Source organism: Pseudomonas sp. LH21 (assembly GCF_036549575.1).
Taxonomy (GTDB): domain Bacteria; phylum Pseudomonadota; class Gammaproteobacteria; order Pseudomonadales; family Pseudomonadaceae; genus Aquipseudomonas; species Aquipseudomonas peradeniyensis.
In genome coordinates, this window is sequence record NZ_CP144367.1 from 2518457 (window position 1) to 2540878 (window position 22422).

Here is a 22422-nt window from a genome sequence, read left to right on the forward strand (position 1 = left end):
GAGCCCTGCAATCATGCCCCATCCCCAATTGCACACCGGCCTCGGCCTGCGCCGTGGCCTGCTGCCCGACCTGCTGACGATGGAGGCGGGCGCGGTGGACTTTCTCGAGTGCGCCCCGGAAAACTGGATCGGCGTCGGCGGCGCCTTCGGCCAGGGCCTGGCGCGCCTGGCGGAGCGATTTCCCATCGCCTGCCATGGCCTGTCGTTGTCACTGGGCGGTACCGCGCCGCTGGACCAGGGGTTCCTAGAGCGCACCCGTCAGTTCCTCGACCGCCACCAGGTGCGGATGTACAGCGAGCACCTGAGCTACTGCAGCGACGACGGCCACCTCTACGACCTGATGCCGATCCCGTTCACCGAAGAAGCCGTCCACCATGTGTCCGCACGCATCCGCCAGGCCCAGGATGTGCTAGGTCGGCGCATCGCTGTGGAGAACATCAGTTACTACGCCGCGCCGTACCAGGCGATGCCCGAACTGGACTTCGTCCGAGCCGTGCTCGACGAGGCCGACTGCGACCTGTTGCTGGACGTGAACAATGTCTTCGTCAATGCCTGCAACCACCGCTACGACGCCCGAACCTTCCTCGCCGGCATCCCCCGTGAGCGGGTGGTGGGCATGCATGTGGCCGGTCATTACGACGAGGCGCCGGACCTGAAGGTCGACACCCACGGCGCGCCGGTCAAGGAGGATGTCTGGGTGCTGTTCGCCGATGCCTGCCGGCGCTTCGGGGCACAGCCCACTGTGCTCGAGCGCGACTTCAACTACCCGCCGCTGGCCGAGCTGCTGGCCGAGACGGCGCGGATCCGTAGCCTGCAACGTGCTCATGGAGCGCCAGGCCATGACTGAGACCCTGTGCACCCAGCAGTTCACCCTGGCGCGCCACCTGCGCGACCCAGCCGCCAACCCGCCGCCGCCCGGCATCGAGGCACGGCGCCTGAAGGTCTATCGCGAGCTGTTCTACGGCGCCATCGAAGGGCTGCTGGCCGGCAGTTTCCCGGTGTTGCGCCGGACCTTGGGCGATCAGCGCTGGCATGCGCGGGTGCGTGATTTCTACGCCCATTACCGCAGCCAGACACCGCTGTTCACCGAAGTCGCCGAGGCATTCATCGACTACCTGCAGGGTATCGAGCCCGATACGCCCTGGCAGCTGGAACTGGCGCACTATGAATGGATCGAGGCGCAGCTGTACCTGAGTGACGCCGAGGATCCGCCGCACGATCCTGAGGGTGACCTGCTCGAAGGCGAGCCATTGTTGTCGTGCGTGGCACGGGTGCTGGCCTACCGTTGGCCAGTGGAGCGCATCGGCCCGGACCACCAGCCGAGCGAGGCTGCGGAACAACCCACCTTGTTGCTGGTGTACCGCGACGCCGGCCTGCAGGTGCGTTTCGCCCGCTTGGCGCCGCTGGCCTGGCAGCTGCTGATGGGGCTGCCCGGCACTGGTCGCGAGCGCTTGCGCGCGCTGGGCGATCAGCATCTGCAGCAGGGGCTGCTCTTGCTGCGACAATTGCGCGAGCAAGGCATCATTGTCGGGACCGTGCAGCGCGCGGTGCCGTAAAAACAGAAGGGGCGCCATCTGGCGCCCCTTCGTCGTGCAGCTTAGGCGTCAGCGTCCCACGGACGATCGCCTTTTTCATCCTTGACGCGGGTCGGCAGGCCCATCACGTCCAACGCCTTGAGGAACGGCTCGGCCGGCAGCTCCTCGACGTTGACCATGCGCCCTGCGTCCCACTCGCCACGGGCAACCAGCAGCGCGGCGGCCACCGGCGGCACGCCGGCGGTGTAGGAGATGCCCTGGCTGTCGGTCTCGGCGTAGGCTTCCTCGTGGTCGGCCACGTTGTAGATGAACACCTCGCGCGGCTGACCGTCCTTGGTGCCCTTGACCAGGTCACCGATGCAGGTCTTGCCGGTGTAGCCCGGGGCCAGCGAAGCCGGATCCGGCAGCACGGCCTTGACCACTTTCAGCGGTACCACTTCCAGGCCTTCGGCGGTCTTGACCGGCTGCTCGGAAAGCAGGCCGAGGTTCTTCAGCACGGTGAACACGTTGATGTAGTGCTCGCCGAAGCTCATCCAGAAACGCACGTTCGGCACGTTGAGGTTCTTCGAGATCGAGTGCACTTCGTCGTGGCCGGTCAGGTACAGGTTCTGCGAACCCACCACCGGCAGATCGTCGGTGCGCTTGACCTCGAACATGGTGTTGCTGGTCCACTGGCTGTTCTGCCAGCTCCAGACTTGCCCGGTGAACTCGCGGAAGTTGATTTCCGGGTCGAAGTTGGTGGCGAAGTACTTGCCGTGGGAACCGGCATTGACGTCGAGGATGTCGATCGAATCAATGCGGTCGAAATACTGCTGCTGCGCGAGTTTCGCGTAGCTGTTCACCACACCCGGGTCGAAGCCGACACCGAGAATGGCGGTAATGTTCTTCTGCTGGCACTCTTCGAGATGCTTCCACTCGTAGTTGCCATACCAGGGCGGGGTTTCGCAGATCTTGCCCGGTTCTTCATGAATCGCGGTGTCAAGATAAGCGACACCGGTATCGATGCAGGCACGCAGCACCGACATGTTGAGGAAGGCGGAACCAACGTTGATCACGATTTGCGATTCGGTCTCGCGTATCAGTGCCTTGGTTGCCTCGACATCGAGGGCGTTGAGCGAGAAGGCCTGGATGTCGGCGGGTACCTTGAGGCTACCCTTGGCCTTGACGCTGTCGATGATGGCCTGGCATTTGGAGATGTTCCGTGACGCAATCGCAATACGACCCAGTTCGTCGTTATGCTGTGCGCACTTGTGGGCCACCACCTTGGCGACACCTCCTGCACCAATGATAAGAACGTTCTTCTTCAATTCAGCTTTTCTCCTTCATGAAAGCCTGTCTTACGACAGGCTCGAAACGTAGTCTTCGAACCCGAACTCGCGCACCACCTCGACGCTGCCGTCGAGTTGCTTGACCGCGATGGACGGCATTTTCAGACCGTTGAACCAGTTTTTCTTGACCATGGTGTAACCGGCGGTGTCAACGAACGACAGGCGGTCACCGATCTGCAGCGGCTTGTCGAACTGATACTCGCCGAAGATATCGCCGGCCAGGCACGACTTGCCGCAGACCATGTAGGTATGCGCGCCGTCGTTGGGCGCCATCTTGGCGTTGAGGCGGTAGATCAGCAGGTCGAGCAGGTGTGCCTCGATCGAGCTGTCGACGACGGCCAGGTGCTTGCCGTTGTACAGGGTGTCGAGCACGGTCACTTCCAGCGAGGCGCTGTTGGTGATGGCCGCTTCGCCCGGCTCCAGGTAGACCTGCACGCCGTACTGTTGCGAGAAGGCTTTCAGGCGCGCGCAGAACGCGTCCACCGCGTAGTCTTCGCCGGTGAAATGGATGCCGCCACCGAGGCTGACCCACTCGACCTTGTGCAGCAGGTGGCCGAAGCGCTCCTCGATGTGCGTGAGCATCTTGTCGAACAGGCCGAAGTCGCCGTTCTCGCAGTTGTTGTGGAACATGAAGCCGGAGATCTTCTCGATCACCTTCTCGATTTTCTCAGGGTCCCACTCACCGAGGCGGCTGAACGGGCGTGCCGGGTCGGCCAGCAGGTAGTCGGAGCTGCTCACCTGCGGGTTGACGCGCAGGCCGCGCACCTTGCCCTCGGACTGCTCGGCGAAACGCTCGAGCTGGCCGATGGAGTTGAAGATGATCTTGTCGCAGTTCTCGAGCATCTCTTCGACTTCATCGTCGGCCCAGGCCACGCTGTAGGCGTGGGTTTCACCGGCGAACTTCTGGCGGCCGAGCTTGAGCTCGAACAGCGAGGACGAGGTGGTGCCGTCCATGTACTGCTGCATCAGGTCGAACACCGACCAGGTGGCGAAGCACTTGAGAGCGAGCAGGGCCTTGGCCCCGGACTGCTGGCGCACGTAGGCAATCTTTTCCATGTTGCCCAGCAGTTTCTGTTTATCGATGAGGTAGTACGGCGTCTTGATCATTTAAAGGCCCCCGGCCAGGCCGGCCAAAAAAAGGACACGCATTGTGCCTTCACTTGCCGCGCTACGAAAGGGCGCGAGGCGCATTTCGTCCGAGTTGCGCGCGCACTTCGTTGGCGAAGCGCCATCAGGCCCGTGGCTGTGCCGCCCCTGGTGCCGGACCGGTCCGTGCCGCGATGGCCGACCGACAGCCTTTTCCTGCTGGGGCATCGGCAAGTCGAACAAACAAATGTGACTATCGTAATCGGCTGTTCCCGGACGCAGGGAGAATCCGATGAGCGCGGGAAGGGAGCGATCATTCAATGCTTGGCGGGCAGGGTGATCGTTATGTTTTCAGTGATATAGCGTTCAGGCGATCCTGCCCAGTGGCCACGGTTCCAGGCGCAGGCTGCGCAGCAGCAGGTCGGCCTGGGCCTGGATGGATGCGCGGGTCGGCTTGATCTGGCCCGAACTGCCGGGGGCCATGCCGAAGCGGAAGGTCGCCAGCGACGTGGACCAGAGGAACAGCAGCAGATGCTTCGGAGCGGTCCGCACGATCAGCCCCGGCCTATCCCGATAACGTGTTCGCCGACAGCTGCGCAGATTCAGCCTGGATCAGCAGGCCGCTCGCCAGGCGCGGATCTGTTCCAGCGTGGCGGTGGCGCCACCGCAGACGATCACCAGCACATTGCCGTAGGCCGCCATGGCCTCGGGGCGTTCGAGCAGGGCCAGCGCGGCGCCGCAGGCCGGCTCCACCAGCAGGCGATGATCGCGCAGCAGCCGCTCGCAGGCGTCGAGGGCTTCGCGGTCATTGACCAGGTGGCTGAGCACCGGGTGCTGGCGGGTGCAGGCCAGCGCCTGCTCGGCGACCCGCTTGGCGCCCAGCGAAGTGGCCACTGAAGCGATGCGCGGCAGTTCCACGGTATGTCCGGCGGCCATGGCGGCATGCAGCGATGCCGCGCCATCGGTCTCCACCGCCAGTACCGGCACGTCGTGCCAGCCGTTGCGCTGCAAGCCCTCGACCACCCCGCGGAGCAGGCCGCCGCCGCCAACCGAAAGCACCACCGCGTCGGGCTTGAAACCTGCTGCGGCGACTTCGTCGATCATGCTGGCGTGGCCGGTCCACAGCAGCGGATCGTCGAACGGGTGGATGAAGGCGTCGTCCGCGCCGACCAGGGTCTGGGCGTGTTCATTGGCTTCCTGCCAGGAACTGCCGCGCACGACCACGCTGGCGTCTTCCAGGCGCAGCAGTTCCCTGGCCCGTTCGGTGGTGGTCTCGGGCACCACCACGGTCACCGGCACGCCGAGCTTGCGGCCGGCATAGGCCACCGCCAGGCCGGCGTTGCCGCCGGATGACGAGACGAAATGCCGGGCACCGCGGGCATGGTGGACCTCACAGGCATGGCCGACGCCGCGCAGCTTGAACGAGCCGCACGGTTGCAGGGCTTCGAGCTTGAGCCACACCGGGCGGCCGGCGCTCAGGGACAGCGGGCGGGATTCGATCAGCGGGGTAGCAATGTGCAGCGGCATGATGGGCTCCGGGGTTCAGTCGCGGGCAGCCGTGGCGGGCTCGCCGCGCAGCTGCTCCAGGTAGTTGTAGACGGTATAGCGGGTCACGCCGAGGGCCTCGGCGGCTTTCTCCACGCCACCCTTGACGATGAACAGGCCGCGCTCCTGCATGATGCGCACGGCTTCGACCTTGGCCTGCTTGTTCATCCGCCCCTGGCCGCTGCGTTGCAGCGCGTCCTGGATGATCCCGGCCATCAGCGCGGGCATGTCGGCTGCCTCGTCGGCGGGCGCCGGTGTGGCGCCCAGTGGCTGGAAGTGCTGGAGAAAGGCCATGGCAGCCTCCAGGCCGGTGACGTCGGTGTTTACGCACAGGCTGGCGAAGGGTTGGCCATCGCGATCACGGAAGATCGCCGTGGCGCTGCGCAGGCTGCGACCCTTGAGGGTGGTGGGGTAGTCGGGCAGCACCACTGGCGCAGAGCCCTGTTGGTCGGCCGAGGCCTGCATCAGCGCCTTGAAGCCCTGGTCCTGCTCGGGGGCTGCGAGAATCGGACTGCCGACCCGGCGGCCGGAGAGATGGCCGTTGACGATCGCCACCACCGAGCGCTCCGGGTGCTCGAGGTTATGCAGGAGGATTTCGACGTTGCGTGGGACGACACTGCCCAGGGCCTGCAGGGTGGCCTGGAGGACAGTCAGGGTGAGTTGGCGTTCTTCGATGAGGGTCATGGCATCATGCAAATATCAACACAAAGTTGATATTTGCATGATTTGTTGAGTTTTGCCAGCGTGCTCGTTGACCACGCCCCTCAAGCCTTGCGCGATCGTTGTAGGAGCGGCCTTGTGCCGCGAAAGGGCCGCAGAGCGGCCCCGGCGATCTTGGTCTCATCACTGAACCTGGGGCTGCTATGCAGCCCTTTCGCGGCACAAGGCCGCTCCTACAGGATGTGGCCGGTACTTTGGCCTTGGGGTCAGCCCAGCTTGGGCGTGCGCGGCGGGATCATGCGGCGCGAGCCGGTCGACTCGAAGGCGGCAGCGAATTTCAACAGATTGTTGTCACTGTACGCCTTGCCGGCGAAGGTCAGTCCCACCGGCATGCCGATATCGGCCATGACGCCCATCGGCACGGTCACGGTTGGCACGCCCAGGTGACGGATCGCCAGGTTGCCGTTGGCCACCCAGATACCGTTGCTCCAGGCGATGTCCGCCGACGCGGGGTTCACATCGGCATCCGCCGGGCCGACGTCGGCCACGGTGGGGAACAGCACCGCGTCCAGGCCCTGGGCGTCCATCCAGTCTTCCAGGTCGAGCTTGCGGGTGGCTTCCAGGCCGCGCAAGCCGTCGGGCACGCTGGCGATCTGGTCCCAGCTCTTCAGGCCGCGCTTGGCCATGTTGACGTATTCGTCCATGCCGGCGGCCAGGTCGTCCTCACGGTTGGGCAGGGTGCCTGGGTCGTGGGGGAAGATCTGCGGGCCGTCGACATCGGCCAGGCGGTTGAGCTTGGGATCGTCGTTGGCGCGCAGAAAGTCGTCGAAGGCCCAGCCGGACAGCTCCCACAGTTCGTCATGGAGGAATTCCTTGCTGACGATGCCACGGGTGAACACGGTCGGCGCGCCCGGGCGATCGCCCTCGCAGTTGGAGACCAGCGGGAAGTCGGTCTCGACCACTTCGGCGCCGGCCGCTTCCAGGGCCTGGCGGGCCTGCTGCCACAGTTCGATCACGCTGGCGCGGGTGTTGATGCGCTGGCCGGTCGGGCCGCCGATGCCGGGTTTTTCCGAGGTACCGGCTTCGGGGTCGGCGTTGATGTACATGCGTGGCACTGCGAAGCGCTTGCCCTTGAGCGACTCGGCGCCCACGGCGAGGTCCAGGTACGACTGCGGACGCACGCTCGAGGCGGCCGGGATCGGCACCCACGGCTGCAGGCGCCACAGGTCGCCGCGGCTGTCGGCGTCGTCGGCCACCACCACGTCGAGGATCTCCAGCAGGTCGGCCATGGTCCGGGCGTAGGGCACGACCACGTCCATGGTCGGCGTCAGCGGCCAGTTGCCGCGCACCGAGATCACCCCGCGCGACGGGGTGTAGGCGCACAGGCCGTTGTTAGAGGCCGGGCCACGGCCACTGGACCAGGTTTCCTCGGCCAGGCCGAAGGCGCTGTAGCTGGCGGCGGTGGCGGTGCCGGCGCCGTTGGACGAGCCGGAGGCGAAGGGCGCGGTCAGGTAGGCGGCGTTGTACGGGCTTTCGGCGCGGCCGTAGACGCCGCGCTGCATACCGCCGTTGGCCATGGGCGGCATGTTGGTCTTGCCCAGGCAGATGGCGCCGCCGGCGCGCAGGCGCTCGACGGTGAAGGCGTCACGCTGGGCCACCAGGTCCTTGAACGCCGGGCTGCCGGAGGCGGCGGTCAGGCCCTTGACCAGGTAGCTGTCCTTGGCGGTGTAGGGAATGCCGTCCAGCGGGCCGAGGGTCTCGCCACGGGTGCGGCGGGCGTCGGAGGCTTCGGCCTCCTTGAGCGCTTCAGGGTTGCGCACGACCACGGCATTGAGTGCGGTGGCGGTGTCCTTGCCATCGTAGGCGTCGATGCGCGCCAGGTAGGCCTTGACCAGCTCGACGGCAGTCGTGCGGCCGGACTCGAGCGCGTCGCGCAGCTCGGCAATGGAAACCTCGGTTACCTCGATCATGCTGTCACCACAGTTGTGCAGGTGGAAAAATCATGGCGCGAGTGTAGCAAGAAGGTCCCGATGGGCGCAGGCATGCAGTGGCGAAATGCTTCGTTGCAGCGCGGCATTCAGGCGCTGCGGGGCAGGGCTGAATAACGAGGAAGCGGCGAACCGCCGCTCCCAGGTTATCGATGGGCTTTGGTGATTACAGCAACTTGCGCTGTACCGCCTCGTCCAGGGTGCTGCGGGCCAGTTCGCGGACCACGTCGCGGGTATCGGCCTGGAATGGCAGGCCGACGATCAGTACCAGCTGCATCCAGGTGCGCACCGACTCGCTCTTGCTGACGCGGCCGATTTCCTTGCCGTCCTTGTCCTTGAACACGGTCTCCAGGGTGAAGGTGTTCTTGGCGGTCGACGGCACGATGAAGAAGGTGAAGCCGGTGATGAACGCCGAGGCCACGACGAACTGCTCATGGTTGGTCAGGGTCGATTCGGCGTACAGGTCGGCCGTGCCTTTCTGCGTGGTCACCTGGGTGAAACGTCCGGACTCCTGGTAAGTCTCGGTGAGGGTCTTTTCCCACATCTGCGCCTGCGCGCCGGCAGCGGCGGTAGCCGGGTTGTTGTTGGCCTTGAAGAGCGACGTATTGCGCAGGTAGGCATTGGGCTTGACCGCCTCGACGCTGGCCTTGGGCGGCCAGGTGCCGACCGGGGCGAGGTCGCCGGTGGAGTAGGAGACGCAGCCGCCGAGCAGCAGTGCGCCGAGCAGCAGCAGGTGTTTGAAACCGTTCATGGGGCGATCCCTTCTTTCAACGTTTGGCCAGTTGCACGGTGGCGGTATCCATCAGCTCGGTCACCAGCTGGTTGAGCTGTTTCGAACCCATGGTCGGTGCCCAGTATTCGCGGCCATACAGGCCGACATTGCGCTCGAGCTTGACCTGGTCCTTGGCCCTGGCCAGCTCGGTGCCGTTGCGGTCGACGATGACCAGGTCGCCGGCGACATCGAAACTGTCGACATAGATCGGGCCATTGACCCAGATCCACAGCGTCAGCGTCAGCAAGGCGCCGGGGAAGTAGCCTGGATGCGGGGCGCGACGGCCCTTGAGGGAGGTCATGTCGAATTTCAGCAACACGTCCTGCTCGTCGAGGCGGGTGGGGTACTCGCTGATTGCCTTGAAGTAGCCGCCTTTTTCCACGTACTGGCCGAGCTGGCTGGTCAGCGAGCGGCTGATGGTGGTGCGCGTGGCTTCGTCGATGCCGGGGGCGGACACCACCACGTCGGCGATCTGCGCGGTGCGTGGGCTGGTGATGGTGGCAGGGTGTGGCGGGGTGCCGACCGGGCCGGTGACGTTATAGGAAATACAACCGGTCATGGACAGCAAAGCCGCCAGGGTGGCGGCTCGCAGCAGTGTGTTCAACGTGGGACTTCCTTGCGCAGGTTTGAAATCTGAGCAGGATGACGGCCGCGTTGCAGGGAACTTTAGGATGCGGTGATATTAAATTGATATTGATCTGGGAACAGGGCCGGCAATCGACCCCGTTCGATATCAGGCAAGATCCGCCGCCGAATGGCGTTCCGCCACCTGGCTGGCTTCGTCGCCCCAGGTTCGATTGACCCGGGTGCCGCGTTGTACGGCCGGGCGCTGGGCGATGGCTTCGGCCCAGCGCTGCACGTTCGGGTATTCGTGCACCGCGAGGAACTCCGCCGCGCCGTACAGGTTGCCGCGCACCAGCTGGCCATACCAGGGCCACACGGCGATGTCGGCGATGCTGTACTCGGGGCCGCCCAGGTAGGCGCTTTCGGCCAGCCGGCGGTCGAGTACGTCGAGCTGGCGCTTGGCTTCCATGGTGAAGCGGTTGATGGCGTACTCGAACTTTTCCGGCGCATAGACGTAGAAATGGCCGAAACCACCGCCCAGGTAAGGCGCCGAGCCCATCTGCCAGAACAGCCAGTTGAGGGTTTCGGTGCGCGTGGCCAGGTCCTTGGGCAGGAAGGCGCCGAACTTTTCCGCCAGGTACAGCAGGATCGAACCGGACTCGAACACTCGCACCGGCGGTTCGACGCCGCGGTCGAGCAGGGCGGGAATCTTCGAGTTGGGGTTGACCTGCACGAAGCCACTGCCGAACTGGTCGCCCTCGCCGATGCGGATCAGCCAGGCGTCGTATTCGGCGCCGCCGTGGCCGAGGGCCAGCAGTTCTTCCAGGAGGATGGTGACCTTGACGCCATTGGGCGTGGCCAGGGAATACAGCTGCAGCGGGTGCTTGCCGGTGGGCAGCGGCTTGTCGTGGGTGGGGCCGGCCACCGGGCGGTTGATGCTGGCGAACTGGCCGCCGGAGGGCGCCTCGAAGGTCCAGACCTTGGGCGGAACGTAGGGCTTGCTCATGGGGAGTCTCCAAGTAGGCGCTATGCAGGTGGACTGCTTTCTATGCCATGGGTTCGCTGTATGGGGCAAATGCAATGTACGCGGTCGTGGGATGCATGGGCCTGAAAAACGCAATATTTTGATTCAACCGGCGCAGCGTAGGAGCGGGCTTGCCCCGCGATGGACCTGGCACCGGCTTTGCCGGTGATCGCGGGTCAAGCCCGCTCCCACGCTGGTGACGCTTGTAGCTTCGTTCCCTGTGCGATAGCGCCGTTCGACGGGGCGGGCAATTTCCTAACGTGCCGAGGCGGGCGCCGGTGTGGCTGGCGCCTCGGGCTTCTTCGCAGGTTTCAGCCGCGACACCCCGAACAGCACCAGCACCAACCCGGCCACCTGGTACAGCGAAACCGCCTCGCTGAGGATCAGCCACGATGCCAGCATGGTCAGCACCGGCCCCAGGTTGCCCACCGCCGCCGTGTGCGTGGGGCCCATGCGCTGGATCGCCAGGGCCACCCAGTAGATCGGCAATACCGTGGAGAACAACGCCATCAGCGCCGCGTTGAGCCACACCGCGCTCGGCAACTGCAGCAACGGCGCGACATCCGCCACCAGCAGGTAATGAGCCAGCACCATCAGCGACGAGGCGCTGCCGCACAGGCCGGCCAGGCGCATCGAGTTCATGCGCTTGAGCATCATCCCGGTGCCGGAGTAGTACAGGGCATAGGTCACCGCGCTGGCGAACACCCAGAGCGAGCCGACCAGCACCTGGTTGCCGGCGCCCGTGCTGCCGATGTCATGCACGAAGGCAATGCCCAACCCGAGGTAGCACAGGCCCATGGCCGCCAGCGTACGCAGGGTGGGGCGTTCGCGTTGAACAACGGCCTGGATCACCAGCACCAGGGTCGGGTAGGTGAACAGGATCAGGCGCTCCAGGCCGGCGCTGATGAACTGCAATCCATAGAAGTCGAACAGGCTGGCCAGGTAGTAGCCGAACAGGCCAAGCAGGGCAACCCGCAGGCCATCGCCAGCGCTCAGCGGCGCACCGCCCTGGCCACGACTGGCCCACACCAGCCAGGCGAACAGCGGCAGCGACAAGGCCATGCGCAACGCCAGCAGGCTGATGGCGTCCACGGGGCCGGCGGCATAGGCGAGCTTGACGAAGATGGCCTTGAAGCTGAAACCCAGGGCTGCGAGCACGGCATACAGGCTGCCGTTGGCGAGGGCGCGGTGGAGCGGGGTGGGCAGGCGGGTCATGACAGGTCCGTGACGGCAAGGGGGCGTGGCTTATTCTGCGCAGAACGCAGGCAGGCTAGAATCGCTTTTTCTCGAACATGGTGTTCTGATTTGGAGAAGCCCTGATGCACTTTGATCTGGCGGACCTGCGCCTGCTCGCGGCCATCGCCGCGACCGGCAGCCTGAGCAAGGCGGCGGCGACCTTTCCGGTGGCGGTCTCGGCCGCCAGCACCCGGCTGCGCCTGTTCGAGGCGCGCTGTGGCTTGACCCTGTTCCTGCGCAAGACCGACGGCATGCAGCTGACCCCCGCCGGGCGCCTGGTGCTGGAGTCGGCACGCGGCGTGCTGGGCGAGGCGCAGAAACTGCACGACACCCTCGGCGAGCTGGCCGGCCAGCGGCGCATCACCCTGCACCTGGCGGCCTCCACGGTGACCAACAGCACCTTGCTGCCGGCGGTGCTCGGGCCATTCCTGGCCGACTACCCGGAAGTGGACCTGCAACTGGTCGAGCACAAGAGCATCGATGTGCTGCGGGTGGTACTGGCCGGGGAGTGCGAGATCGGCGTGTACGACGGCAACCTGGTCAACGATGGCCTGGTGTCGCTGCCATTTCGCACCGAGCGCCTGGTGCTGCTGGTGCCGCTCGATCACCCGTTGGCCGGGCGTGGCCAGCTGCGCCTGGCGGATGCCCTGGGGTTTCCCTTCGTCTGCCTGCCGGCCGAGCGCGCCATGCAGCGTTTCGTCGAGGAGCTGGCGATGAACCTGGCCATGCCGCTGAAGGTGCGGGTGCGCGCCCCCAGCTTCGAAGCCATCGCCCAGCTGGTGGCCCAGCACGCCGGCATCTCCATGTTGCCCGAGACCGCCGCGGTGCGCGCCGAGCAGGAACTGGCGGTGCGCCGGGTGGCGCTGGAGGAGCGCTGGGCGACCCTGGAACTGCGCATCTGCTTCCGTGGCTGGGAGGCGCTGAGCTCCCATGGGCGGCAGCTGGTGAGCTTCCTTTCCGGGCAATAGCGCGGGCGGATGGGTTGTTCGTCAGAATGCCATCATTTGGATATCAAATGTGCCTGTGCAAACGCCGTCGAGCGCATACAATCAGCGCTCTGAACGGTAATACACAGGCCACCCCCACCCATGGCGTTCGACGCTTCCACCCTGCTGACCCTCTCCATTGCCCTGGCCGCGGTCGCCGCCTTGTACCTGGCCGCGGAATGGATCAGCGTGCGCGAGTCCTCCTTGCTGTGCTGGAGCGCCAGCTTCGCCACCATCAGCGTCGGCTCCTCGCTTGCCCTGCTGCGCGGCAGCGGTTATCTGTTCGTCGGCATCTGGTTTGCCAACGGCATGCTGGTCGCCGCTCACTGGCTGTTTTTGCTGGGGGGGTCGCGCTTCACCGAGACGCGGCTGTCACGGGCCTGCTACCTGGCGCCGCTGCTCTGGTCGGGCCTGTTGCTGCTGCCGCAATGGCCGCTGTGGTCGAAGACTTTCCTGGTGCTCAACTCGCTGCTGGTCGCCGGCTTCACCCTGTACGCCAGCGCGTTGCTGCGCCCGCACGGCAAGTCCCTGAGCGTGGGGGCGGTGCAGTTGCGCTACATCCTGCTGCTGCATGGCCTGTTCTACCTGGCCAAGACCTTGCCGGCGCTGCTGCCGGGGACGCTGATCGACCTCACGGCGTTCCGTGGGCAGATCATCCAGGCGTCGCTGGTGGAGGGCGCCATGGCGATCATGCTGATCGCCCTGTCGATGACCGGCACCGTGCGCTACCGCCGCGAGGAGCGCATCGAGCGTCTGGCCGCGCGCGATCCGTTGACCGCGCTGTACAACCGCCGGGCCCTGGAGGTGCGGGCGGCGAGCCTGCTGAAGGAGGTCTCGCCGCAGCGTCCGGGTGCTCTGTTGCTGATCGACATCGACCACTTCAAGCTGGTCAACGACCTGCACGGGCACGCCGCCGGTGACCGCCTGCTGGTGGCCTTGAGCGAAATGATCCGGGCATTGCTGCCGGAACGGGCGATCGCCGCGCGCCTGGGCGGTGACGAGTTCGTCATCCTGCTGGGTGATGCTTCGCGCCAGGCCATTGAACAGCTGGCCGATACCTTGCGCCGGCAGTTCCAGGCCACGGCCGAGCAATCGTTCCGCACCCCCGAGGCGGTGACCCTGAGCATTGGTGCCAATCTGTTCGATCGGCCACCGGCCAGCCTGGCGGCCCTGATCGAGCAGGGGGACGTGCTGCTGTACGCCTCCAAGCGCGGCGGGCGCAACAGCCTGCAGCTGGTGGACGGGCTGCGCGGCTGAGCTACTTGTTGTTGATGCATTGCGACTGCACCGAGTAGCGCACGGTGCGCAGGGTGCCCTGGCTGTCCTCGAAGGTCATCAGCCGGGGCACCACCTCGCAGGTGCGCGGGTCGCCCGACTGGCGCACGAGGCGGGCGACGTCGAGCTTCATGCCATAGCGATAGTCGACGATCTCCGGCATCGGCTTGGCGCGTTGCGCCGCGTAGGCCGCCACGGCCTGCTGATGGTCTTCGAGCAACTGCTCGTTGTCCAGCTTGGAAAAGCCCGTGGCCTGGGCCGAAAGGGAAAGCGCCAGCAGGGCGGCGATCAGGGTCGGTCGTAGCATGGTGCGTGTCTCCGAAAGGTTCGTTTCGCAGTCCACGCTAGCGACGGGCAGCCGACAGCGGCATGACGCCCGGGTTACAGATATGAAAGGTGGCCGTGGATGCCGATCCCGCGGCCGTGAATGACACGATTGTAATCCTCCCATCACCTTCCCGTTATCCGCCAGCGGCGAGCATCAGGCTCGGCCAACGGGGCTGGGTGCGCACGCATCTGGCCAGACCAGGGACGCTCCAGCGCCAAGGCCCGAGAACAAGAACAGCCGCAATCGAAGGAGCATCGGATGACAAGCAATCCAACACTTTCCCTGGCCGCCCTGCTGGCCCTGGCTGGCTTCGGCCCGGCGGCCTGGGCCGCGCAAGAGCAGCAGGAGGGGTTCATCGAGGGCAGCCGCCTGAGCGTGCTCAACCGCAATTACTACTTCAATCGAGACCATCGCGACGGTCGCGCGCCCACCTACAACCCCGGCAAGGCCAGCGACAACGGCTACTCCGAAGCCTGGGCCCACGCCATCATCACCCGCTTCGAATCCGGCTTCACCCAGGGCACGGTGGGTGTCGGCGTGGATGCCTTCGCCATGCTCGGGCTCAAGCTCGACACCGGTGGCGGGCGCAACGGCGGGCGCAGCTCGTTCGACGTGCTGCCGGTGGACCGTGACGGCCAGGCTCGCGACGAATACAGCAAGGTCGGCGGCGCGGCCAAGGTGCGCCTGTTCGACACCGTGCTGCGGGTGGGCGACGTGTTTCCGGTCAACCCGGTGGTCGCTGCCGGCGACTCGCGGCTGCTGCCGGAAAGCTTTCGCGGGGTGACCCTGGAGAACACCAGCCTGCAAGGCCTGACGCTGCAGGCCGGGCGCCTGCACGCCATGAGCCAGCCGGTGTCCAGCAACCTGCGCGAGAACTTCGTGACCTTCTACGGCGGCCCGGTGGACTCGCCGTGGATCGCCTATGGCGGTGGCGACTACGCGATCAATGAAAACGTCAGCGTGAGCCTGTTCGGCAGCCGCCTGAAGGATGTGTGGAACCAGTACTACGCCGGCACCAGCGTGACCTGGCCGTTGTCGGACGAACTGGCGCTGATCGGCGGCTTCAATTTCTACAACGCCAAGGACGAGGGGCGTCAGCGCCTGGGGCAGTTCGACAACGACATCTGGAGCGCCAAGCTCGGCGTGCGCTACGGCGCCCACACCCTCGCGCTGACCCACCAGCGCAACAACGGCGACGACGATTTCGACTACCTGCGCCAGTCCGACTCGATCTTCCTCGACAACTCCATCCAGTACAGCGACTTCAATTCGCCGAAGGAGCGCTCGTGGATGCTGCGCTACGACCTGAACATGGCCGCCTACGGCGTGCCGGGGCTTTCGTTCATGACCCGCTACGGCCGTGGCAGCGACGCCGACTACAGCCACGCCAACGCCTACTACATGCGCCGCGACGACAACGGCGACCCGCTCACCGACCAGAAGCGCTGGGAGCGCGACATCGAGGTCAAGTACGTGGTGCAGACCGGCGCGGCCAAGGACCTGTCGCTGCGCGTGCGCCAGGCCACCACCCGGGCCACGGCCTTTGAATCGGACCTGGACGAGGTGCGGGTGATCGTCGAGTACCCACTGTCGATCCTTTGAGCATTTCCCGGATTCACCTTGAGAAGCCCACGTGCTCCTTTGGTTACAGGTGAATGTCTTGACGCCTCTGATGAGGCGTCTTTTTTTGCCCCCGATTACGCCCCCCACCTGTAGGAGCGGGCTTGTCCCGCGATCACCAGCAACGCCTGTTCCCAGCAATAGCGATGCCTCGGTTGCCCTCCCCATGGGCCCTATCCAATCGAAGGCCCCACCCCGCGACAAGTTGTCTGCTTGACTTGCAGAGGCACCCTACGATCGTTAACTTGACTTCGTAGTCAGTTTTTGTGATCGTGCGCGCCCTCCCAGTTTCTCAAGCACCAGAAAAAGCATGGGCAGCCCAAGAGCTACCCAGAGGATCAACCATGTCCAACCGTGATATTTCCCGGCGCTCGTTCCTGCAAGGCGGGCTGATCGCCGGTGTCGGCGTGACCCTGGCGCCGCTCGGCAGCCAGGCCTTCGCCGCCCTGATGGAAAACAAGGTCACCACCTCGCCGCAGAAGTGGATGAACCACGACGGCAAGGCGCGCTTCCGTAACGACGCGCTGTCCAAGGTCTGTGGCAACAAGGTGTTCGCCCGCGACATCCGCGCCAAGGACATGCCCGGCTGGCCGCAGCAGCAGGGCCACGCCATGCTGCTCAAGGCCACCAAGGCCGACCGCCTCTACGCAGGCTACGACCTGTCCCTGCTGGGCGCCGAGCTGCAGCCGGACCGCATCGTCACCGCCGACGACCTGAAGAAGGACGGCATTGCCTGGCCCGAAGCCCATTCGCCGGACCCGCTGCTGCCCCCGGGCCAGGTGCCGATGTTCATCGGCCACCCGGTGGCGATCCTGATCTGGAACGACTTCGAGCGCTTCCGCAAGGCCAAGCTCAAGCTGCAGTTCAACGACCAGGCGATCCGCTACGGCGCCCAGGCGCCGCTGTACCAGCGCGACCCCTACGGCAGTTTCCGTTTCGTGCGCGTGGGCGGCAAGACGCCGTTCGACGAGGACGAATACTCGAGCCTGAAGAACACCATGCTGTTCCCCACCATCCTGGCGCGCAAGCCGGTATGGACTGCCGAGCCCAAGCAGCACGGCACCCTCACCGAGCAGGGGATGTTCTACGCCCAGCGCATCGACGAGCAGCTCAAGCAGCCGCCGGAAGACTGGCTGCTGTTCGACGAGCGCTACAAGACCCCGTCGATCGAGCCCGCGGCCCTCGAGCCGGACAACGGCAACGGCTGGTTCGACCCGGCCACCGGCACCCTGCATTTCGTCGTGGCCACCCAGTGCCCGTTCGAAGTGGCGCAGGAATGCGTGCACATGATCAAGCCGTCGCGCTTCGGCCTGAAACATCTGAACATGCATCCCGGCTACACCGTCGGCTACGGTTCCAAGGACAACAACATCTTCGTGTTCTACGCCGCCGTCGCCGCCCTGTACGGCGCGGGCGTGCCGATCCGCCTGGCCAACGACCGCTACGAGCAGTTCCAGAGCGGCATCAAGCGCCACCCGTTCGACATCCGCTACCAGCTGGCCGTCGACAAGAAGGACATGAGCTTCAAGATTTTCCGCGCCGACATGAGCGTCGACGGCGGCGGGCGCATCAACTACAGCCCGTCGGTGGCCGCCGTGGGCGCCACCGCAGCGCAGTCGATCTACTACATGCCGCAGAACGACCTGTCGGTGACCGCTTACCATTCCCGTGGCGTCGAGGCCGGCTCCATGCGCGGCTACGGCACCCTGCAGAGCATGGCCGCCACCGAGATGATGGTCGACGAGATCGCCGACCGCCTGGGCGTTGACGCCATCGAGCTGCGCCGCAAGAACGCGCTCAAGTCGGGCATGAAGAACACCCAGGGCGCAGTGCCCGCCGGTGCCTTGCGTCTGCACGAGATCCTCGACAAGGCCGCCGCGCACGACTGGTGGAAGAACCGCCACGCGCGCAAGCAGGCCGAGGACGCCAAGGACCACGACAACTGGTACGGCGTGGGCTTTGCCATCACCCAGAAAGACTTCGGCACAGGCTCCGAGGCGCCGATGGCGGCGGTCGAGTTCAGCGCTGACGGTCGTATCAGCCTGCGCCATATCGGCACTGAGCTGGGCACTGGCATGTCCACCTCCCAGGCCCTGGTGGTCAGCGACTTCCTCGGCCGTGTCGCCGATGAGGTGATGACCGCCCAGACCGAATGGCCGGAGCTGGCGCTGACCACCAGCGGCAACCCCTACCTGATCAGCCAGGCCGAGCAGGACGCCGCGCTGCGCAACCCGCGCTGGGTCGGCAAGCTGGCTTCGCCGTCGTCGGCGACCAACTCGGCGTTCTACTTCAGCCACGCCACCCGCGAAGCGGCGCGCGTGCTGTTCAACCATGGCCTGTGGCCGGCGGCCATGGCCCTGTGGAGCCAGGGCCCGTATGGCGGCCAGGCCAACCCGTTGGTGGTGCGCCGCGAGAACGCGGTGTGGGTCAACGGTGAGCTGACCGGCAACGGCCTGGCGCCGATCCCGTTCGCCACGCTGGCCAAGAAGGCCCACGAAATGGGCCTGGTCACCGGTGTCAGCGTGCACGGATTCAACCGCTGGAGCTGGGCCGAGGCCGACTTCGTCATTGACGGCGTGCGCGAGCGCCTGCCGCTCGATGCCGTGGCGGTGAAATACGGCGACGGCGCGGTGAACGCGAAGAAGGCGCAGATGAACAGCGCCGGCTTCCACCTGCTCGACCGGCAGAACGCCGAATACCCGGCCACCCAGTTGAACAACGCCATGGTCACCTACTACAGCCCGGTGGCGACCATCGTCGAGGTCAAGGTCAACAAGGGCAGCGGCGAGGTGACGGTGCTCAACCACCACAGCTGGGTCGAGTGCGGCCGGGTACTGGTGCCGGAGCTGGTCAAGGGCCAGCTCGAGGGCGGTATCGCCATGGGCATCGGCCATGCGCTGCTGGAGGAAATGCCGCTGTACGAGGGTGGCCCGGGTGAGGGCGACTGGAACTTCAACCGTTATCGCCTGCCGATGGCCAAACATGTGGCGGTGTGGAAGCAGACCTCGGAGATCCTGCCGCCGCTGTCGCCGACCGACCCGTCCAAGGGCATCGCCGAAGTGGTGATGATCCCGGTGGTCGGCGCCATCGGCAACGCCGTGGCCCATGCCATCGGCAAGCGCGTGCGCGACCTGCCCATCACCCCCGCCCGAGTCAAGGAGGCCCTCAATGGCTGACCGCAAGCTGCAACTGACCCTCAACGGTCAACCTGTCGTCACCGAAGTGGTCCCCGATGACCTGGCGATGATCGACTTCCTGCACGAGTACCAGAACCTCACAGGCTCCCGCCTGGGCTGCGGCCAGGGCATCTGCCATGCCTGCGTGGTGATCGTCGACAACCCCGACGGCACCAGCGAGGAAGTGCGCACCTGCATCACCGGCGCGCATTACTTCGAGGGCAAGAAAGTCCGCACCATCGAAGGCCACGCCAAGCTCGACGAAGCCGGCAATCCGGGCGAGTTGAACCCGATCCAGCAGAAGTTCGTCGACCGCTTCGCCTTCCAGTGCAGCTACTGCGCGCCGGGCTTCGTCAACGCCGCCACGGTGCTGGTGGAAAAGGCCCAGCGCAAGCCGCTGAAACAGAGCGAGCTGGAGGGCGCCATCGAGGCCAGCCTCGGCCACCATGTGTGCCGCTGCACCGGCTACGTGCGTTATTACGAGGCGACCCGCGAAGTGCTGGGTGACCTCGGCCTGGTCAAGGAGGGTTGAGCATGACGCGTGTTCTGAACAGCCTGGCCCTGGCCATCGGCGCACTGGTGACCTTCAACGCCCAGGCGGCGGACGAGGGCTTGATCAAGCGCGGCGAATACCTCGCCCGCGCCGCCGACTGCATGGCCTGCCACACCGCCGAAGGCGGCGCGCCCTATGCCGGCGGCCTGCCGATTCATTCGCCGTTCGGCACCATCTACGGCACCAACATCACCCCGGACAAGCAGTACGGTATCGGCAACTACAGCAGCGACGAGTTCTTCGCCGCCCTCACCGAGGGCAAGCGCAAGGACGGTGCCAACCTGTACCCGGCCATGCCGTACACCTCGTACCACCTGGTCAAGCGGGAGGATTCCGACGCGATCCATGCCTACCTGATGAGCGTGGCGCCGATCAATCGTCCGGCCCCGGAAACCAGCCTGAGCTTCCCGTTCAATGTGCGCACCGGCCTGATCGGCTGGAACCTGTTGTATGGCAAGAGCGTGCAGCTGGAGGAGGGCAAGGGCAACAGTGAGGCGTGGAAGCGTGGCCAGTACATGGTCGAGGTGCTCGGCCACTGCGGCGAGTGCCACACCCCGCGCAACCCGATTGGCGCGCTGCAGCAGGACAAGCGCCTGACCGGCGGCCTGCTGCTGGGCTATCTGGCGCCGAGCCTGCTGGCCCAGGACCTGGCCGACCGCGGCTGGAACCATGCGGATCTGGCGACCTTCCTCAAGCACGGTGTCAGCGCCCAGGGCAGCATGTTCAACGAGATGTACCCGGTGGTGCACCACAGCACCCAGCACCTTGAAGACAGCGACCTGGCGGCCATGGCCACCTACCTGCTCGGTGACCAGCCGCCGGCGGCCAAGGTGGTGCAGGCAGTCGCCCATGAAACCATGGGCGAGAGCGCCAAGCGCGGCCGCCAGCAGTACCTCAACGTCTGCGCCGGTTGTCACGGTGTCGAGGGCGAGGGCAAGCCGCACATCGCCGTGGCCATGCGCGGCAACACCGTGCTGCGCCAGGCCGACTCGCGCAACCTGGTCAAGGCCATCGTCGACGGCATCCGCGAGCAGCAATTCACTGGCTTCGAGCGCATGCAGCCGATGCCGGGCTTCGCCGACAAGCTCGACGACCAGCAGCTGACCGACATGGTCAACTACCTGCGCGAAGCCTGGGGCGGCCTGCCGGGCGACATGACCACCCAGCAGCTGGCCCAGCTGAAGGCGGACTGACCCGTGCAGCATCTCGACCTGCAGGTGGTGCGCCAGGCGGCGCAGTGGTCGCGTGACGGCTTGCGCGTGTGGCTGTGCACGGTGCTCTGCACCTACGGCTCGGCGCCGCGTGCGCCGGGCTCGCTGCTGGCGGTCAACGAGCAGGGGCACTGGGTCGGCTCGCTGTCAGGCGGCTGCGTCGAGGAGGACTTCCTCGAACGCGTCGCCGCCGGCGAGTTCGCCGGGGCCGTCGCCGTGGTGCGCTATGGTGACGGCAGCGATACCCGCGGCAACATCCGCCTGCCCTGTGGTGGCATCCTCGATGTACTGGTGGAGAACCTGCCGGGCGACTGCGCGACCCAGGCGCACCTCGGTGAGCTGGAGGCGGCCTTGCTGGGCCGTCGTCGGCTTGTGCGCGAGGTCGACCTGCGTACGGGCGAACGCCGCGTGCAGGATGACCACAGCCAGGGGCCACGGGTGGAGCAGGGCGGCGAATCCGTGCGCTTGCGCGTCGGCGCCGCCCAACGCCTGTTGCTGGCCGGCTACTCGAGCGTCGCGCACTTCTGCGCCGAGTTCGGCAAGGGCCTGGGCTTCGAGGTGGTGCTGTGCGACCCTCGTGACGAGGTGATGGACAACGTGGTGCTCGACGGGATAGAAATCCGTCGGGAACTGCCCTCGCTGTTCATCGCCAACGGTGGTTGCCACCGCGACACGGCGGTGGTGGCGCTCACCCACGACCCGAAGATCGACGACCTGGCCATGCTCGAAGCGGTACACACCGAAGCGTTCTACATTGGCGTGATGGGCTCGCGGGCCACCTCGGAAAAACGCCGTGAACGCCTGCGCCGTATCGGCGGGCTCGGCGATGCCGAGATGGCGCGCATCCATGCGCCCATCGGCCTCAACCTGGGCAGCAAGACGCCGGCGGAGATCGCCCTGGCGGTGCTTGCCGATATCTTGCGCACTCGTAGCGGCATTGCCCGCGAGGCCTTGTGAGCGTCGTCGCGCTGGTGTTGGCGGCCGGCCAGGGTTCGCGCTTTGGCGCGGACAAGCGTCGGGCCGTGCTGGGTGATGGTCGCAGTCTGTTGCAGCACAGCGTCGAGCGCGCCCTGGCGGCGTTCGACGAGGTGCGCGTGGTGCTGCGCGCTGGCGAGCGGGGCGAGGATCTGGGGTTACCGCCAGACTGTCGGGTTGTCCATAGTCTCGATGCCGGGCTGGGCATGGGCCATAGCCTGGCGGCGGGCGCCGCATCGCTGGGGGACAGCGAGGCACAGGCGGTCGCCATCCTGTTGGGAGACATGCCGTGGATCCTGCCCGCGACTTTCCAGCGTCTGATCGCAACTGCTGGCCCTTCGGTCATCGTGGTGCCGCGTCATCAGGCTCAGAATGGGCATCCGGTGCTGTTTGGGCGGGAGTTCTGGGCCGAGCTCGGCGGGTTATCCGGTGATGAAGGGGCGCGCGCCGTGTTGCGACGGCATGCCGATCGCGTTGTTGTTCTGGACCTGGACGATGGCGGGGTCGTGCGCGACGTCGATACGCCGTCTGCGCTCGACTAGACTGTCCCGGGCCATTTT

21 protein-coding genes are annotated in these 22422 nt (G+C 65.9%); 10 read left to right on the top strand and 11 right to left on the bottom strand.

Translation table 11 applies throughout. The annotated features are described in order from the left end of the window. The first annotated feature begins 13 nt into the window (after window positions 1-13). Window positions 14-847 carry an HvfB family MNIO-type RiPP peptide maturase gene (locus VUG52_RS11595; RefSeq protein WP_050705156.1) on the top strand — a complete coding sequence of 278 codons (834 nt, stop codon included), beginning with the start codon at window positions 14-16 and terminating at the stop codon, window positions 845-847. Continuing rightward, complete coding sequence (locus VUG52_RS11600) at window positions 840-1556, top strand: HvfC family RiPP maturation protein (RefSeq protein ID WP_050705145.1); 717 nt, start codon at window positions 840-842, stop codon at window positions 1554-1556. The genes VUG52_RS11595 and VUG52_RS11600 overlap by 8 nt, the downstream gene beginning before the upstream one ends. 41 nt (window positions 1557-1597) lie before the next feature. Here the strand turns inward: VUG52_RS11600 and VUG52_RS11605 are convergent, their stop codons facing one another. From VUG52_RS11605 to VUG52_RS11650, 10 genes are all read right to left on the bottom strand, one after another. Further along, the gene (locus VUG52_RS11605; protein WP_050705146.1) at window positions 1598-2842 is read right to left on the bottom strand and encodes a saccharopine dehydrogenase family protein; all 1245 of its coding nucleotides are present in this window, start codon (window positions 2840-2842) and stop codon (window positions 1598-1600) included. A 30-nt stretch (window positions 2843-2872) separates the two neighbouring features. After that, the gene (nspC, locus tag VUG52_RS11610; protein ID WP_050705147.1) at window positions 2873-3970 is read right to left on the bottom strand and encodes a carboxynorspermidine decarboxylase; all 1098 of its coding nucleotides are present in this window, start codon (window positions 3968-3970) and stop codon (window positions 2873-2875) included. A 345-nt stretch (window positions 3971-4315) separates the two neighbouring features. Next, window positions 4316-4501 carry a hypothetical protein gene (locus tag VUG52_RS11615; protein WP_050705148.1) on the bottom strand — a complete coding sequence of 62 codons (186 nt, stop codon included), beginning with the start codon at window positions 4499-4501 and terminating at the stop codon, window positions 4316-4318. Window positions 4502-4561: 60 nt separating this feature from the next. Beyond that, the gene (locus VUG52_RS11620; protein ID WP_050705149.1) at window positions 4562-5476 is read right to left on the bottom strand and encodes a pyridoxal-phosphate dependent enzyme; all 915 of its coding nucleotides are present in this window, start codon (window positions 5474-5476) and stop codon (window positions 4562-4564) included. Between the two features lie 15 nt (window positions 5477-5491). Next, window positions 5492-6178 carry a helix-turn-helix transcriptional regulator gene (locus VUG52_RS11625; RefSeq protein WP_050705150.1) on the bottom strand — a complete coding sequence of 229 codons (687 nt, stop codon included), beginning with the start codon at window positions 6176-6178 and terminating at the stop codon, window positions 5492-5494. A gap of 242 nt (window positions 6179-6420) precedes the next feature. Next, on the bottom strand, window positions 6421-8124 hold the full coding sequence (locus VUG52_RS11630) for an amidase (RefSeq protein ID WP_050705151.1): 1704 nt from the start codon (window positions 8122-8124) through the stop codon (window positions 6421-6423). A 184-nt stretch (window positions 8125-8308) separates the two neighbouring features. Continuing rightward, window positions 8309-8893 carry a hypothetical protein gene (locus tag VUG52_RS11635; RefSeq protein ID WP_050705152.1) on the bottom strand — a complete coding sequence of 195 codons (585 nt, stop codon included), beginning with the start codon at window positions 8891-8893 and terminating at the stop codon, window positions 8309-8311. A gap of 16 nt (window positions 8894-8909) precedes the next feature. Beyond that, window positions 8910-9473 (bottom strand): hypothetical protein, encoded by a 564-nt coding sequence (locus VUG52_RS11640; RefSeq protein WP_050705157.1) that lies wholly within the window; start codon window positions 9471-9473, stop codon window positions 8910-8912. 174 nt (window positions 9474-9647) lie between these two features. Continuing rightward, on the bottom strand, window positions 9648-10484 hold the full coding sequence (yghU, locus tag VUG52_RS11645) for a glutathione-dependent disulfide-bond oxidoreductase (RefSeq protein WP_050705153.1): 837 nt from the start codon (window positions 10482-10484) through the stop codon (window positions 9648-9650). Window positions 10485-10757: 273 nt separating this feature from the next. After that, complete coding sequence (locus tag VUG52_RS11650; RefSeq protein ID WP_050705154.1) at window positions 10758-11717, bottom strand: DMT family transporter; 960 nt, start codon at window positions 11715-11717, stop codon at window positions 10758-10760. Between the two features lie 104 nt (window positions 11718-11821). Here VUG52_RS11650 and VUG52_RS11655 point away from each other — a divergent pair, with 104 nt between their 5' ends. Beyond that, the gene (locus tag VUG52_RS11655; protein ID WP_050705574.1) at window positions 11822-12706 is read left to right on the top strand and encodes a LysR substrate-binding domain-containing protein; all 885 of its coding nucleotides are present in this window, start codon (window positions 11822-11824) and stop codon (window positions 12704-12706) included. A gap of 120 nt (window positions 12707-12826) precedes the next feature. Further along, entirely contained in the window at window positions 12827-13981 is a 1155-nt protein-coding gene (locus VUG52_RS11660; protein ID WP_050705575.1) for a GGDEF domain-containing protein, read from the top strand. Between the two features lies 1 nt (window position 13982). On the opposite strand, the gene VUG52_RS11665 is transcribed toward VUG52_RS11660, so the two are convergent. Next, window positions 13983-14306 carry a DUF2790 domain-containing protein gene (locus VUG52_RS11665; protein WP_050705576.1) on the bottom strand — a complete coding sequence of 108 codons (324 nt, stop codon included), beginning with the start codon at window positions 14304-14306 and terminating at the stop codon, window positions 13983-13985. A 279-nt stretch (window positions 14307-14585) separates the two neighbouring features. Between VUG52_RS11665 and VUG52_RS11670 the strand changes: the two genes are divergently transcribed. From VUG52_RS11670 to VUG52_RS11695, 6 genes are all read left to right on the top strand, one after another. After that, window positions 14586-15929 (top strand): OprD family porin, encoded by a 1344-nt coding sequence (locus VUG52_RS11670; protein WP_050705577.1) that lies wholly within the window; start codon window positions 14586-14588, stop codon window positions 15927-15929. A gap of 362 nt (window positions 15930-16291) precedes the next feature. After that, window positions 16292-19123 carry a xanthine dehydrogenase family protein molybdopterin-binding subunit gene (locus tag VUG52_RS11675; RefSeq protein ID WP_050705578.1) on the top strand — a complete coding sequence of 944 codons (2832 nt, stop codon included), beginning with the start codon at window positions 16292-16294 and terminating at the stop codon, window positions 19121-19123. Beyond that, complete coding sequence (locus tag VUG52_RS11680; protein WP_110738705.1) at window positions 19116-19655, top strand: (2Fe-2S)-binding protein; 540 nt, start codon at window positions 19116-19118, stop codon at window positions 19653-19655. The genes VUG52_RS11675 and VUG52_RS11680 overlap by 8 nt, the downstream gene beginning before the upstream one ends. Before the next feature lie 2 nt (window positions 19656-19657). Further along, complete coding sequence (locus VUG52_RS11685; RefSeq protein ID WP_331832987.1) at window positions 19658-20869, top strand: cytochrome c; 1212 nt, start codon at window positions 19658-19660, stop codon at window positions 20867-20869. A gap of 3 nt (window positions 20870-20872) precedes the next feature. Then, window positions 20873-21844 carry an XdhC family protein gene (locus VUG52_RS11690; RefSeq protein WP_331832988.1) on the top strand — a complete coding sequence of 324 codons (972 nt, stop codon included), beginning with the start codon at window positions 20873-20875 and terminating at the stop codon, window positions 21842-21844. Then, window positions 21841-22404: a nucleotidyltransferase family protein gene (locus VUG52_RS11695; RefSeq protein ID WP_262951239.1), complete on the top strand. Its 564-nt coding sequence runs from the start codon at window positions 21841-21843 to the stop codon at window positions 22402-22404. The genes VUG52_RS11690 and VUG52_RS11695 overlap by 4 nt, the downstream gene beginning before the upstream one ends. The last annotated feature ends 18 nt before the right edge of the window (window positions 22405-22422 follow it).

What these genes read in the sequence shown, in the direction of transcription:
- VUG52_RS11685 (WP_331832987.1), top strand. Translation starts at nt 19,658, where the DNA reads ATGACGCGTGTTCTGAACAGCCTGGCCCTGGCCATCGGCGCACTGGTG.
- VUG52_RS11680 (WP_110738705.1), top strand. Translation starts at nt 19,116, where the DNA reads ATGGCTGACCGCAAGCTGCAACTGACCCTCAACGGTCAACCTGTCGTC.
- yghU (WP_050705153.1), bottom strand. Translation starts at nt 10,484, where the DNA reads ATGAGCAAGCCCTACGTTCCGCCCAAGGTCTGGACCTTCGAGGCGCCC.
- VUG52_RS11640 (WP_050705157.1), bottom strand. Translation starts at nt 9,473, where the DNA reads ATGACCGGTTGTATTTCCTATAACGTCACCGGCCCGGTCGGCACCCCG.
- VUG52_RS11665 (WP_050705576.1), bottom strand. Translation starts at nt 14,306, where the DNA reads ATGCTACGACCGACCCTGATCGCCGCCCTGCTGGCGCTTTCCCTTTCG.
- VUG52_RS11595 (WP_050705156.1), top strand. Translation starts at nt 14, where the DNA reads ATGCCCCATCCCCAATTGCACACCGGCCTCGGCCTGCGCCGTGGCCTG.
- VUG52_RS11635 (WP_050705152.1), bottom strand. Translation starts at nt 8,893, where the DNA reads ATGAACGGTTTCAAACACCTGCTGCTGCTCGGCGCACTGCTGCTCGGC.
- nspC (WP_050705147.1), bottom strand. Translation starts at nt 3,970, where the DNA reads ATGATCAAGACGCCGTACTACCTCATCGATAAACAGAAACTGCTGGGC.
- VUG52_RS11620 (WP_050705149.1), bottom strand. Translation starts at nt 5,476, where the DNA reads ATGCCGCTGCACATTGCTACCCCGCTGATCGAATCCCGCCCGCTGTCC.
- VUG52_RS11675 (WP_050705578.1), top strand. Translation starts at nt 16,292, where the DNA reads ATGTCCAACCGTGATATTTCCCGGCGCTCGTTCCTGCAAGGCGGGCTG.
- VUG52_RS11670 (WP_050705577.1), top strand. Translation starts at nt 14,586, where the DNA reads ATGACAAGCAATCCAACACTTTCCCTGGCCGCCCTGCTGGCCCTGGCT.
- VUG52_RS11625 (WP_050705150.1), bottom strand. Translation starts at nt 6,178, where the DNA reads ATGACCCTCATCGAAGAACGCCAACTCACCCTGACTGTCCTCCAGGCC.
- VUG52_RS11655 (WP_050705574.1), top strand. Translation starts at nt 11,822, where the DNA reads ATGCACTTTGATCTGGCGGACCTGCGCCTGCTCGCGGCCATCGCCGCG.
- VUG52_RS11630 (WP_050705151.1), bottom strand. Translation starts at nt 8,124, where the DNA reads ATGATCGAGGTAACCGAGGTTTCCATTGCCGAGCTGCGCGACGCGCTC.
- VUG52_RS11650 (WP_050705154.1), bottom strand. Translation starts at nt 11,717, where the DNA reads ATGACCCGCCTGCCCACCCCGCTCCACCGCGCCCTCGCCAACGGCAGC.
- VUG52_RS11600 (WP_050705145.1), top strand. Translation starts at nt 840, where the DNA reads ATGACTGAGACCCTGTGCACCCAGCAGTTCACCCTGGCGCGCCACCTG.
- VUG52_RS11660 (WP_050705575.1), top strand. Translation starts at nt 12,827, where the DNA reads ATGGCGTTCGACGCTTCCACCCTGCTGACCCTCTCCATTGCCCTGGCC.